This window comes from Acinetobacter wanghuae, from assembly GCF_009557235.1.
GTDB lineage: Bacteria > Pseudomonadota > Gammaproteobacteria > Pseudomonadales > Moraxellaceae > Acinetobacter > Acinetobacter wanghuae.
The window spans coordinates 846190-860114 of sequence record NZ_CP045650.1; the positions used below are offsets into that span (position 1 = coordinate 846190).

The following is a 13925-nucleotide window of genomic DNA, read 5'->3' on the forward strand; positions in this document are numbered from 1 at the left end:
ATGGAAGCACAAAAACAAAAAAATCGACAAGCAAATGCGAAGAATCTGGCAGATAAAAAGCAAGCTAACAACACAAATCAGCCTCAAACCAAAGCTCATGTAGAACCACTTCAAGCGCATCAAACTCAGCCGAAACAGGAGCCATCATCGCCTAAACAGAAGGCAACTAAATCTAAAATATATGACACGATTATTATTGGTGCGGGTATTTCTGGACTTGCTGCAGCACATAAAATGCTTGAAGCGGGTTTAGATGATTTTATCGTGTTAGAAAAAGCGCAATCTTTAGGAGGAACATGGCGGGATAATACTTATCCAGGCTGTGGTTGTGATGTGCCATCTGCGTTGTATTCATTTTCTTTTGCGCCAAGCCAACAGTGGAACTATCTTTTTGCCCGTCAACCCGATATTTTAAAGTATCTCAATGATGTTGCAGACACCTTTCAGCTTAAAGAGAAAATAGCATTTGAACATAGCTTGTTAAATGCGCATTGGAATGAAAAAGAAAGTGTGTGGGAATTGCAAACGTCACAAGGGGACTACGTGGCTAAAACAGTCATTTTTGCCACAGGACCGATTACAGAACCACAAATTCCAAAGATTAAAGGTATTGAAACTTTTAAAGGTGAAATGTTTCATTCAGCGCGATGGAACCATGATGCTCATTTAGCGGGCAAGCGGATTGCCGTGATTGGTACGGGTGCTTCAGCTATTCAATTTATTCCGCAGATACAGCCATTGGCAAAACATTTATATGTGTTGCAACGCACAGCACCATGGGTCTTACCCAAACCCGATCTAGCGATTCGCAGCCAATATAAAGAGTTGCTAGAAAAATATCCAAGCATTCAAAAGGGTTGGCGTCATGCTGTTTCTCAATCTTTAAATCTGATTAATTTGGGATTACGTCACCCTAAGGCACTTGAGCCTGTCAATTATTTAAGTCGGCAATTGTTAAAATTACAGGTTAAAGATCCAGTATTAAGATCGGCAGTGACAGCAAAATTCAGCATCGGCTGTAAGCGCTTATTATTTTCTAATCATTATTATCCAGCGCTACAGCAACCGAATACAACGCTGATTGACCAAGGCTTGGTGGAAATTGACGGCGATACTGTGGTGGCTGCCAATGGTGAGCGTCGAGAAGTCGATGTGATTATTTGGGGCACAGGTTTTGAAGTTTCACATCCACCCATTGGTCGACACGTCCATAATGCACAGGGCATTAAACTTGTAGATGTCTGGAAAGATAGCTCGCCAGAGGCATTTTTGGGCACGAGTTTGGCGCATATGCCTAATGCTTTTTTAGTTTTGGGCCCTAATATTTTGTTATATGACTCATTTATTGGTATTGCTGAAGCGCAAGTTGACTATATTGTGAGTGGTTTGTTACAGATGAAACAGCAGCAATTCAAGCGTTTTGAAATCAAGCCGGATGTGCTGCGCTATCATAATGTAAAAGTACAAGCCAATGTGAAGAACACGGTATTTAATACGGGTGGTTGTCAAAGTTATTATCTGGATCAAAATGGACGAAACTTTGCGGCATGGCCATGGTCATTGACAACATTAAAGCAGCGCTTAAAACAACTTGATTTAAAACATTATGATGTTATTTAAATAAGAATTGAATGAGCTGATGCGTGACTTGTGCTCTATCTAAATAATGATACTTTGCTGTAAAAATAAAAAAACCGCCTAAAAGGCGGTTTTTTCAAATCATTAAATTCTCAGAGAATTAACGACCTTGGATGTCACGTTGAATTTCACCAGTGTAAAGTTGGCGTGGACGACCGATCTTGTAAGGACCGCTATGCATTTCTAACCAGTGGCTGATCCAACCAACAGTACGTGCAAGCGCGAAGATTACAGTGAACATTTCAGTCGGGATACCGATCGCTTTAAGGATGATACCTGAGTAGAAATCTACGTTCGGGTAAAGGTTACGTTTAATGAAGTATTCATCAGACAACGCGATACGTTCAAGTTCCATAGCCAAAGCAAGTTGTGGATCGTTGATGCCAAGCGCAGCAAGAACTTCATCACAAGTTTCTTTCATGACTTTCGCACGTGGATCGAAGTTTTTGTAAACTCGGTGACCGAAGCCCATAAGTTTAACTTCTTTGGTTTTTACTTTTTCCATGAAGCCAGCAACGTTTTCTACAGAGCCGATTTCATCAAGCATCTTAAGAACAGCTTCGTTCGCGCCACCGTGCGCAGGTCCCCAAAGTGCAGAGATACCAGCAGCAATACATGCATACGGATTCGCGCCAGTAGAACCAGCTAAACGTACAGTCGATGTAGACGCATTTTGTTCGTGGTCAGCATGAAGTGTGAAGATGCGGTCCATTGCTTTAGCAAGGATTGGATCAACTTTGTAATCACGATCAGCAGGTGTTGCAAACATCATGTGAAGGAAGTTTTCAGCGTAGTTCAAGTCGTTACGTGGGTAAACAAACGGTTGACCGATTGTGTACTTGTAGCTCCAAGCCGCCAAAGTAGGAATCTTAGCGATTAAACGGATCGCTGTGATTTCACGGTGATCAACGTTTTCGATGTCTAAGTTGTTGTGGTAGAACGCAGATAACGCGCCAACAACACCAACCATGATCGCCATAGGATGCGCATCACGACGGAAACCGTTGTAGAAACGACTTACTTGGTCGTGAACCATCGTGTGGTTACGTACTTTAGCGTCGAATTCTTCTTTTTGCTCAGCAGTTGGAAGCTCGCCATTAAGAAGTAGGTAGCAAGTTTCTAAGTAATCCGCTTTAGTTGCTAATTGGTCGATTGGGTAACCACGGTGTAAAAGTACACCTTTACCGCCATCGATGAACGTGATTTTAGACTCGCACGCAGCAGTCGCCATAAAACCAGGATCAAAAGTAAAGTGGCCTGCAGCCAACACATCTTTAACGTCGATTACATCTGGGCCCAATGTACCGCTGTAAATTGGTAGTTCAATTTCTTTGCCATCAAGTTGTAAAACGGCTTTTTTGCCAGTTGCTTCAGACATTCAATAGATCTCCTGTCCTGGTGAATGTTTATCCGAGTTGTTTATCAATTTTGTAGTGAACAAAACGGATGGATCAAAATTTGCTATAAGATTAGTGAGTACTGAAATTTTGTCAATTATACTTATGGATGAAAGCGTGCACTTGCACGTCGTATAACTTGATTAATCTTGTTATAAAAAGATCAATAAAATCACAGTATCAAGTCGCTATAATAAGTTAAATTTTGAATGAGGTGCATAAAAAAATGCAATCATCCGCGCGAATGTTGCAAATTTTCAAACTCTTAGATTGACTTTAAAAATACTGCCAGCCTCATGAATATAGGCGTAAAAGCATATAAATCCTTCATTTAAGAGCGAGCATAATGTGTTGCCTGAATCCGGCAAAGGGTCAATTAAACGTCAGCTTTTGTTGTTTGTTTGATTAAAAAATAACTAAAATTATGCAACTAAATGTACATTTTTTGAGTTTTTAAAAATAAATAAATGGTTTTTTGAATGCAAAATACTCGATTTTCTTAAAAAATCTATGGTGAAGACGAATCTAAGTGATTCTTTCGTTTAATGATATTAAATTAAAAGTCATTTGAAAAAATACATGGTATTTCGAGGGGAAATGTAGCTGAAGCATGATGCTTTAAAAGGGTTGGATTTAATTTGTTGCGACAGTGTGCGCCTTTAGTCTAAAGAAGCAGGGTGCTCTACAGTATAGATTCTGACTCAAATACACGCATTTAACTATTCAAAAACAATAAAATAGCGTGTATAAATGGGTGTTGTGAATAGAGTGGAAAGGATCTTATTGTTGTTAATGATTCTTATTTAAGGCTTTTTTACTCAAAATGTCATTTTCAGTTGTTTGTATTTTGATAGTTCACGTTTTATAATTCAGTGTCGTTTTATATTTAGGCAAGCATTTGTCTAATAATGCCAGCTTTCCTTCGAATTAATTCCAACAAACTCCGGATGGAGTTTTTACTTACAGGATGCCCGCTGTGAAAAGCAACAGACCTGTCAATTTGTCCATGGGTCAAGTTTTAGAAGTAAACTTAAAATCCCCTGTGGCTATTGCATCAATTTTACACCGTCTTTCAGGTGTGATCGTATTTTTACTCGTACCGGTACTTTTATGGATTTTAGACAAGTCATTGTCTTCTCCAGAAGGTTTTGCACAAGTCCAAGAAATCTTTAATAGTTTTATTGTGCGCTTTATTGTATGGGTATTTGTAGCCGGTTTAATTTTCCACTTTATCGCGGGCGTTAAGCATTTACTTGCTGATGTTGGCGTGGCGGAAGAACTGCAAAGCGGTCGCATCGCAGCTACTATTTCATTAATCTTGTCTGCAATCGGTATTGTTGCGTCATTTGTATGGATCGTACTCTAATGAAAAGTGCTACTGGTTTCTCGGGTTCAGGCTCTCGCGATTGGTTTATCCAACGTGTGAGTGCGGTTGTGCTTGCTGTTTACACTGTTGTGGTTTTTGGTTGGGTTCTGTTAAATGGCGGATTCAACTTTGAACAGTGGTACGGCTTTATGATGACATTACCAATGAAGATTTTATCTTTATTGGCAGTCTTATCTCTTGTTGCACATGCTTGGATTGGTATGTGGCAAGTATTCACAGACTATGTGACGACTCGCCAAATGGGTCCTTCAGCTTCAGGTTTACGCCTTGTACTGACTTCAGCAGTGATTATTGCTGTATTTGCATATGCAATCTGGGCGATCCAGATTTTTTGGGCGAATTGATAGGAAACAATCATGGGCGCTATAACCCCTAAAGAAGATTACACAAATATTCCACACGAAACTTTCGATGCAGTCATCGTTGGTGGTGGTGGTTCAGGTATGCGTGCTTCTTACCAACTTGCTCAAGCTGGTTTGAAAGTTGCGGTACTGACAAAAGTATTCCCAACACGTTCACATACTGTGGCAGCACAGGGTGGTATTGGTGCATCTCTTGGTAATATGCAAGAAGATAACTGGCATTACCACTTCTACGACACAGTTAAAGGTTCAGACTGGTTAGGTGACCAAGACGCGATCGAGTTTATGACGCGTGAAGCGCCTCAAGTGGTTTATGAACTTGAACACCTTGGTATGCCATTTGACCGTAATGCGGATGGTACAATTTACCAACGTCCATTCGGTGGTCACGCAGCAAACTATGGTGAAAAACCAGTGCCACGTGCATGTGCTGCAGCCGATCGTACTGGTCATGCACTGCTTCACACGCTATATCAAAGCAATGTGAAAATGGGTACTCAATTCTTCGTAGAATGGATCGCACTTGATTTGATCCGTAACGAAGAAGGTGATGTGCTTGGCGTAACAGCAATTGACCAAGAAACAGGTAAAATTGCGGTATTCCAAGGTAAAGCAACATTGTTTGCAACTGGTGGTGCGGGTCGTGTGTATCGTGCATCTACAAATGCATATATCAACACTGGTGACGGTCTTGGTATGGCAGCACGTGCGGGTATTCCATTGCAAGATATGGAATTCTGGCAGTTCCACCCGACAGGTGTTGCGGGCGCAGGCGTGTTGTTGACAGAAGGTTGTCGTGGTGAGGGTGCAATCCTTCGTAACGATTCTGGCGAGCCGTTCATGGAGCGCTATGCACCAACATTGAAAGACTTGGCACCACGTGACTTCGTATCACGTTCTATGGACCAAGAAATCAAAGAAGGTCGTGGTTGTGGTCCGAAAAAAGACTACATCTTGCTTGATATGACGCACTTGGGTGCTGAAACAATCATGAAACGTCTTCCATCTGTATTTGAGATTGGTAAGAAATTCGCGAACGTTGATATCACTAAAGAGCCAATTCCTGTTGTACCGACAATCCATTATCAAATGGGTGGTATTCCAACGAATATTCACGGTCAAGTGGTTGTTCCTGAAACACGCGAAACTGAAGAATTGGTTGCAAACTACAACAAAGAAACAGGTGTGTACTCACACAATGCAGGTGAACGTAACTTCACTAAACCTGTAAAAGGTTTCTATGCAATTGGTGAATGTTCTTGCGTATCTGTACATGGTGCAAACCGTTTAGGTACCAACTCACTGCTTGACTTGGTTGTATTTGGTAAAGCTGCGGGTGAACATATTGTTGATTACGTGACTAAACATCACGGTGATGAATATGCGCCACTTCCAACAACTGTACTTGAGCAAACTGTTGCACGTATTCGTAAATTAGACGAATCAACAACAGGTGAAAATGCGCAAGAAGTTGCTGATGCTATTCGTGATATCGTTCAAGATCATGCAGGTGTATTCCGTACTTCAGCATTGCTTGAAGAGGGTGTTAAGCAAATCCTTGCAATCGAGCCACGCGTTCGTAACATTCATTTGAAAGACAAATCTAAAGTATTCAACACTGCGCGTATTGAAGCACTTGAAGTTGAAAACTTGTATGAAGTCGCGAAAGCAACCTTGATTTCTGCGGCTGCGCGTAAAGAGTGTCGTGGTGCGCATACGGTTGTTGATTACGAGTTACCACCTGATCATGCAGAATATCCGTACGGTCGTCGTGATGATGAGTGGATGAAACACACATTATGGTTCGCAACAGATAACCATCTTGAGTACAAACCAGTACGTTATAAACCGTTATCGGTTGATGCGATTCCACCGAAACCACGTACATTCTAATTAGGAGAGTTGAGATGAGTAGAGGTACTCGTACATTTAATATCTACCGCTACGATCCTGATAAGGATGCAGCACCGTACATGCAAACGTTCAAGCTTGAATTGACTGATAAGCATCGTATGTTGCTTGATGCGCTTCTTGCATTGAAAGTTCAAGACGAATCTTTGACTTTCCGTCGTTCATGCCGTGAAGGGATCTGTGGTTCTGATGGTGTGAACATTAATGGTAAAAATGGTTTAGCGTGTCTTTGGAACCTAAACGATTTACCAGAAACCATCACGATTCGTCCTTTACCTGGTTTGCCAGTGATTAAAGATTTAGTTGTGGATATGAATCAGTTCTACGCACAATATGACAAAATTCATCCATTCTTAATTAACAATCAACCTGCGCCACCAAAAGAGCGTTTACAGTCTCCTGAAGAACGTGAACACCTTGATGGTTTGTATGAATGTATTCTTTGTGCATGTTGTTCAACATCATGCCCATCATTCTGGTGGAACCCTGATAAATTCTTGGGTCCTTCAGCATTGTTGAATGCATACCGTTTCATCATTGACTCACGTGACTCTGCAACACAAGAACGTTTGGCTCGTCTTGACGATCCATTCTCATTGTTCCGTTGTAAAGGCATCATGAACTGTGTATCGGTATGTCCAAAAGGCTTGAACCCTACAAAAGCAATCGGTCACATCCGTAACATGCTTTTAGATATGGCAGGCTAATTGACTGATCGTTCAGTTTGAAAAAAAGCACACCTTTGGGTGTGCTTTTTTTATGTTTTTCTATTCAAAATACGATTTAAACTTATAAATTTGCTCGGATGAAGAATGGACTAAAAGTGTAGTAATCATGTGCGGGTTAAATTGCTCAAGTAAAGTGCAAAAATCAGGATTTATTTTTTTGAATTATTCGTCATTATAGTGCTAAAACAGAACTGAATATTATTACAGATGATGTTATGATATAACGCAGTAAGTAAGAGGGTAGGTTCATCAATTTACTCTCTTTTTTGTTTGTTTAGAATATCTAATACTTTAGTCTATGATGTATGTTTATTTTAAACAACACGCCATAGATTAGCGCAAAATTGCGCTGTTGTATTTAGTCAATTTATGAGCGGTATGTGTCAAAAAAATCAATTGAAAAGTTGAGTATGTGATAGCATTTGCAGCACATCTATATTTAAAAAAACCATGATTTATGTACATTTTTCAAACATTGGACATGCATGGCTTGGTATATAAATGTAAACAAAAGTCGTTTTAGCAAAAATGTTGGTTTGACCGATCTTTTTTCTAAGTCGATTTGCAAAAAATTGCTCGGTTTCGATCGGGTATCCAATGGGTGATGATGCCGCTGAGGGGCGTTATTATTCATTAAGTATACCGAGGTGTTCTTGGTGTGCTGATAACGCCTCATGGCTTATGCCTTATGGGGGACTAATGTCATCTTACAAATATGACATTAATAATCCTGGGTTTTGCTTATAAAGCATCCTGAAAATGTTTTTGCAATAGGAAATGGGTCCACAAATGCAAGAAGTTGCTGACGCTCTGCGTCTTGACACTGAACTAAGCGCTGATAGTGCAGCGTATATTGAAGAACTTTATGAGCAGTATTTAACCGCTCCAGAATCAGTAGGTGCTGACTGGCAGGAATACTTCGGTAAATTCCCTAAAGGTGATCAACCTCATAGCAATGTACGTGAGCAATTCCTTCTCCTAGGTCGTAACTCAAGTCGTGTTCAGCCTGTGGTTCAAAGTGCGGTAAGCTCAGAACATGAACGTCGTCAAATTGGCGTATTACAACTGATTGCTGCCTACCGTAACCGCGGTCACCAAAAAGCAAAACTTGATCCATTAGGTCTTGCAAAACGTGAACAAGCTTTCGACTTAGAATTGAGCGCTCACGGTTTAACCCAATCTGACCTAGACACTGTATTCAATACCGGTAATCTTGCGATTGGTAAAGAAGAAGCGACACTGGGTGAAATTATTGCTGCATTAGAATCAACTTACTGTTCTACAGTTGGTTCTGAATACATGCACATTGTTGATACCAAAGAAAAACGTTGGATTCAACAACGCCTTGAAGGTGCTCGCGGTCAATTTAACTTCAATGCAGATCAGAAAAAACACGTCCTTGAACGTTTAACTGCAGCTGAAGGTCTTGAAAAATACCTCGGTAACAAATTCGTTGGTGCAAAACGTTTTGGTGTAGAAGGCGGTGAGTCTTTCATTCCAATGGTTGACAGCTTAATTCAACGCGCTGGTGCAGTGGGTTGTAAAGAAGTTGTGATTGGTATGCCACACCGTGGTCGTTTAAACCTTCTTGTCAACATTATGGGTAAAAACCCAGCTGACTTGTTTGGCGAGTTCGAAGGCAAAACCTTAGCGAAAAAAGGTTCTGGCGACGTTAAATATCACCAAGGTTTCTCATCAAATGTCATGACTACAGGTGGCGAAGTTCACTTGGCATTGGCATTTAACCCATCACACTTAGAAATCGTTGGGCCTGTTGTTGAAGGTTCTGTACGCGCACGTCAAGTTCGTCGTAAAGATATCGGTGGTGATGACGTATTACCAATTATTGTTCACGGTGATGCAGCATTTGCAGGTCAAGGTATTAACCAAGAAACCTTCCAAATGTCACAAACACGTGGCTTTACAGTAGGTGGTACAGTTCACATCGTTGTAAACAACCAAGTGGGCTTCACAACATCTGATCCACGTGATGCGCGTTCTACAGAATACTGTACTGACATCGCAAAAATGATCCAAGCACCGATCTTCCATGTGAACGGTGATGATCCTGAAGCGGTATTGTTTGTTGCACAGTTGGCACATGATTTCCGTCATACATTCCGTAAAGATGTTGTGATTGACATGTTCTGCTACCGTCGTCGTGGTCATAACGAAGCGGACGAACCTGCTGCAACTCAACCAATGATGTATCAAGTGATTACGAAAAAAGCGACAACACGTACGCTTTATGCAGATCAACTTGTACAACAAGGTATTTTGGATCGTGCGACTGCTGACGCGATGGTTGAACAGTATCGTTCTGATCTTGAAGCAGGTAAACACGTTGCCAATGCACTTGTGCTTGAACCAAATACAAAAATGTTTGTGGATTGGAAACCTTACTTAGGTCATGAATACACAGACGAATGGGATACAACATTCCCAATCGAACGCTTAAAAGAACTTGGTCAAAAAATGCGTGAGCTTCCTGAAGGCTTCGTAATGCAACGCCAAGTATCGAAAGTGATCGATGACCGTTTAAAAATGCAAACTGGCGAAATGCCATTGAACTGGGGTGCTGCTGAAACTTTAGCGTATGCATCCGTTCTTGATGAAGGCTTCCTGGTTCGTTTAACAGGTGAAGACGTAGGTCGTGGTACATTCTCACACCGCCATGCGAAACTTCATAACCAAGTGGATGGTTCAACTTACATTCCATTATGTAACTTGAAAGAAAACCAACCACGTACTGCAATCTATGACTCTTTATTGTCAGAAATGGCAGTGCTTGCATTTGAATACGGTTATGCAACCACGCTTCCAAAGAGCCTTGTGATTTGGGAAGCGCAGTTCGGTGACTTCGCAAACTGTGCACAAGTGGTGATTGACCAATTCATCTCATCTGGTGAAACCAAATGGGAACGTGTGTGTGGCTTAACCATGCTTCTTCCACACGGTTTTGAAGGTCAAGGTCCTGAGCATTCATCTGCACGTTTAGAACGTTTCTTACAGCTATGTGCTGAAGACAACATGCAAGTGATTACACCGACTACGCCTGCACAGATTTATCATGCGCTGCGTCGTCAAGCACTTCGTCCAATCCGTAAACCATTGATCGTCACTTCACCGAAGTCGCTTCTTCGTCACAAACTTGCAACGTCTACGCTTGAAGAGCTTGCAACTGGTTCATTCCAAACTGTGATTGATGAAGTTGATAACATCAACAAGTCAGACGTGACTCGTCTTGTGCTTTGTGGTGGTAAGGTTTACTACGATTTAGTTGAAAAACGTCGTGAAAAAGAATTAAACAACACTGCGATCGTTCGTATTGAACAATTGTATCCATACCCAGAAGCACGTCTTGCTGAAGTTCTTGCACAATATCCAAATGTGAAAGAGCTTGTTTGGGCTCAAGAAGAGCCTAAAAACCAAGGTGCTTGGTTGTTCATTGCACCTCGTTTATATGACGACGTGATGAAAGCGGGTAAACAAGTCCGTATTAGCTACGCTGGCCGTGAAGCATCTGCTGCACCGGCTTGTGGTTCACCATATTTGCATGCAAAACAACAAGCTCAGCTCGTTAACGACGCTTTAGCGATCGATGCTGAATAATCCAGGAGATTCTAAAATCATGGCAACCGAAATTAAAGCACCGGTATTCCCAGAGTCAGTTGCAGACGGTACGATTGCAACTTGGCATAAACAACCAGGTGAAGCAGTATCACGTGATGAAGTGATCTGTGATATTGAAACTGATAAAGTTGTTTTAGAAGTTGTTGCTCCTGCGGATGGCACACTTGCATCGATCATTAAAGGCGAAGGCGATACTGTTCTTTCAAATGAAGTGATTGCTCAGTTTGAAGAAGGTGCTGTATCTGGCGCTGCTCAAACTCAAGCGGTTCAATCTGAAGAGAAAGTTGAACAAGCTGCTGCACAAACTGAAGCAGGTAATTCACCAATCGTTGAACGTGCACAAGTGCAAGATCAAGCGCCTGCAGTACGTAAAGCATTGACTGAAACTGGTATTGCTGCGAGCGATGTTGCTGGTTCTGGTCGTGGTGGTCGTATCACTAAAGAAGACGTTGCAAATCATCAAGCGAAACCGGCTGCTCCTGCTGCTGCACCTTTAAGTGTTGCTGTAGGCGAACGTATCGAAAAACGTGTTCCGATGACTCGTCTTCGTAAGCGTGTTGCTGAACGTCTTCTTGCTGCAACGCAAGAAACTGCAATGCTCACAACGTTTAACGAAGTGAACATGAAACCAATCATGGAAATGCGTGCACAATATAAAGATGCATTCGAAAAACGCCATGGTGCACGTCTAGGCTTCATGTCATTCTTCGTGAAAGCAGCAACTGAAGCACTTAAACGCTACCCAGCGGTAAATGCTTCTATTGATGGCAACGACATCGTGTATCACGGTTTCTATGACATCGGTGTAGCTGTTTCATCTGAACGTGGTCTTGTAGTTCCTGTTCTTCGTGATACAGACCGCATGAACTATGCTGAAGTTGAAAATGGTATCCGTGCTTACGCTGCGAAAGCGCGTGATGGCAAATTGGGTATCGAAGATATGACTGGCGGTACATTCACCATCACAAATGGTGGTACGTTCGGTTCATTGCTTTCTACACCTATTCTAAATACACCACAAACCGCTATTTTGGGTATGCATAAAATCCAAGAGCGTCCAATGGCGGTAAATGGTCAAGTTGAAATCTTGCCAATGATGTACTTAGCGCTTTCTTATGACCACCGTTTAATCGATGGTAAAGAAGCCGTAGGCTTCCTTGTGACAATCAAAGAATTGTTAGAAGAACCAGCACGTCTTATCCTTGACCTATAATTTATACACTTAAAATCTCCCCAAATCCCTCTTTTTAAAGAGGGGCTGTCCCCCTTTGTGAAAGGGGGATTTAGGGGGATTATTTGGAGATAAACATGTCTCAATTTGATTTAGTTGTAATTGGTGGTGGCCCGGGTGGCTACGAAGCGGCAATTCGTGCAGCTCAACTTGGCTTTAAAGTTGCGTGTATTGAAAAACGCATCCATAAAGGCAAACCATCTTTAGGTGGTACATGCTTAAACGTGGGTTGTATCCCATCAAAAGCATTGCTTGATTCATCTCACCGCTATGAAGATACGGTTCATCACTTAGATGATCACGGTATTACCACAGGTGACGTGAAGTTTGATCTTGCAAAACTTCTTGCGCGTAAAGATAAAATTGTTGACCAATTGACGATGGGTATCGATGGCCTACTTAAAGGCAACGGTATCGAATGGTTAAAAGGTACAGGTAAATTACTTGCAGGTAAAAAAGTTGAGTTTGTATCGCATGAAGGCGAAACTCAAATTTTAGAGCCTAAATTCGTGATTCTTGCGACAGGTTCTGTGCCAATTAATATTCCATCTGCTCCTGTAGATCAAAACATTATTGTTGATTCGACTGGCGCACTTGAATTCCAAGAAGTACCTAAGCGTTTAGGTGTGATTGGTGCGGGCGTGATCGGTCTTGAGCTTGGTTCGGTTTGGCGTCGTTTGGGTGCTGAAGTTGTTGTATTTGAAGCAATGGATGCATTCTTACCAATGGCTGATAAAGCCTTGGCAAAAGACTACCAAAAACTATTGACTAAACAAGGTCTTGATATTCGCGTTGGTGCGAAAGTATCGGGTACTGAAGTTAATGGTTCAGAAGTAACTGTTAAATACACCCAAGCTAGCGAAGACAAAGAACAAACGTTTGATAAGTTGATCGTTTGTGTGGGTCGTCGTGCATATGCTGAAGGTCTATTGGCTGATGATTGCGGTATCAAACTCACTGAACGTGGTTTGGTTGAAGTGAATGACTTCTGCGCGACCTCTGTTGATGGCGTATATGCAATTGGTGACTTGGTTCGTGGTCCAATGCTTGCACATAAAGCAATGGAAGAAGGCGTGATGGCAGTTGAACGTATGCACGGTCATGCGGCTCAAGTGAACTACGACACCATCATTTCTGTGATCTATACACACCCAGAAGCGGCATGGGTTGGTTTGACAGAACAGCAAGCCAAAGACAAAGGTCATGAAGTGAAAACGGGGCAATTCGGTTTTGCTGCAAATGGTCGTGCTATGGCTGCTGGCGAAAATGCTGGTTTCGTGAAGTTTGTTGCTGATGCAAAAACAGACCGTTTATTGGGTATGCACGTGATTGGACCTGCTGCGTCTGATATCGTTCACCAAGGTATGATCGCACTTGAGTTTGTATCATCTGTTGAAGATCTTCAGTTAATGACATTTGGTCATCCAACATTCTCTGAAGTGGTTCACGAAGCTGCACTTGCCGTTGATGGTCGTGCCATTCACGCGATTCAACGTAAGCGTAAGTAATTCGAAAAAAAGAGCGGCTTAGGCCGCTCTTTTTGCATTTGATGGTTGTTTTTGTATGAATAATCATCTAAAAATAATGATAAGAAATAATTTTAATTTTTAGCACCAAAGCTGCGTTGACGGATGTCTG

At 41.7% G+C, this 13925-nt stretch carries 9 protein-coding genes; 8 read left to right on the forward strand and 1 reads right to left on the reverse strand.

Annotated features, from left to right (window positions below; all coding sequences use genetic code 11):
* Entirely contained in the window at positions 1–1620 is a 1620-nt protein-coding gene (locus GFH30_RS03850; RefSeq protein WP_153370984.1) for a flavin-containing monooxygenase, read from the forward strand.
* Positions 1621–1738: 118 nt separating this feature from the next.
* Here the strand turns inward: GFH30_RS03850 and gltA are convergent, their stop codons facing one another.
* Positions 1739–3016 (reverse strand): citrate synthase, encoded by a 1278-nt coding sequence (gltA, locus tag GFH30_RS03855; RefSeq protein WP_153370985.1) that lies wholly within the window; start codon positions 3014–3016, stop codon positions 1739–1741.
* A 986-nt stretch (positions 3017–4002) separates the two neighbouring features.
* Between gltA and sdhC the strand changes: the two genes are divergently transcribed.
* From sdhC to lpdA, 7 genes are all read left to right on the forward strand, one after another.
* Positions 4003–4401, forward strand: coding sequence for a succinate dehydrogenase, cytochrome b556 subunit (gene sdhC / locus GFH30_RS03860; RefSeq protein ID WP_153370986.1), 399 nt, complete (start codon positions 4003–4005; stop codon positions 4399–4401).
* On the forward strand, positions 4401–4766 hold the full coding sequence (gene sdhD, locus GFH30_RS03865; protein WP_153370987.1) for a succinate dehydrogenase, hydrophobic membrane anchor protein: 366 nt from the start codon (positions 4401–4403) through the stop codon (positions 4764–4766). Before sdhC ends, sdhD begins: the two co-directional genes overlap by 1 nt.
* A 12-nt stretch (positions 4767–4778) precedes the next feature.
* Complete coding sequence (locus tag GFH30_RS03870) at positions 4779–6677, forward strand: FAD-binding protein (RefSeq protein WP_153370988.1); 1899 nt, start codon at positions 4779–4781, stop codon at positions 6675–6677.
* 14 nt (positions 6678–6691) lie between these two features.
* Positions 6692–7402: a succinate dehydrogenase iron-sulfur subunit gene (locus tag GFH30_RS03875; protein WP_153370989.1), complete on the forward strand. Its 711-nt coding sequence runs from the start codon at positions 6692–6694 to the stop codon at positions 7400–7402.
* An 810-nt stretch (positions 7403–8212) separates the two neighbouring features.
* On the forward strand, positions 8213–11035 hold the full coding sequence (locus GFH30_RS03880; protein ID WP_153370990.1) for a 2-oxoglutarate dehydrogenase E1 component: 2823 nt from the start codon (positions 8213–8215) through the stop codon (positions 11033–11035).
* 19 nt (positions 11036–11054) lie between these two features.
* Positions 11055–12269, forward strand: coding sequence for a 2-oxoglutarate dehydrogenase complex dihydrolipoyllysine-residue succinyltransferase (gene odhB / locus GFH30_RS03885; protein ID WP_153370991.1), 1215 nt, complete (start codon positions 11055–11057; stop codon positions 12267–12269).
* Between the two features lie 95 nt (positions 12270–12364).
* On the forward strand, positions 12365–13795 hold the full coding sequence (lpdA, locus tag GFH30_RS03890; protein ID WP_153370992.1) for a dihydrolipoyl dehydrogenase: 1431 nt from the start codon (positions 12365–12367) through the stop codon (positions 13793–13795).
* The last annotated feature ends 130 nt before the right edge of the window (positions 13796–13925 follow it).

Excerpts from the sequence above, each read along its gene's own strand:
- GFH30_RS03870 (WP_153370988.1), top strand. The coding sequence starts at position 4,779 with ATGGGCGCTATAACCCCTAAAGAAGATTACACAAATATTCCACACGAA.
- GFH30_RS03875 (WP_153370989.1), top strand. The coding sequence starts at position 6,692 with ATGAGTAGAGGTACTCGTACATTTAATATCTACCGCTACGATCCTGAT.
- sdhC (WP_153370986.1), top strand. The coding sequence starts at position 4,003 with ATGCCCGCTGTGAAAAGCAACAGACCTGTCAATTTGTCCATGGGTCAA.
- GFH30_RS03850 (WP_153370984.1), top strand. The coding sequence starts at position 1 with ATGGAAGCACAAAAACAAAAAAATCGACAAGCAAATGCGAAGAATCTG.
- lpdA (WP_153370992.1), top strand. The coding sequence starts at position 12,365 with ATGTCTCAATTTGATTTAGTTGTAATTGGTGGTGGCCCGGGTGGCTAC.
- sdhD (WP_153370987.1), top strand. The coding sequence starts at position 4,401 with ATGAAAAGTGCTACTGGTTTCTCGGGTTCAGGCTCTCGCGATTGGTTT.
- odhB (WP_153370991.1), top strand. The coding sequence starts at position 11,055 with ATGGCAACCGAAATTAAAGCACCGGTATTCCCAGAGTCAGTTGCAGAC.
- gltA (WP_153370985.1), bottom strand. The coding sequence starts at position 3,016 with ATGTCTGAAGCAACTGGCAAAAAAGCCGTTTTACAACTTGATGGCAAA.
- GFH30_RS03880 (WP_153370990.1), top strand. The coding sequence starts at position 8,213 with ATGCAAGAAGTTGCTGACGCTCTGCGTCTTGACACTGAACTAAGCGCT.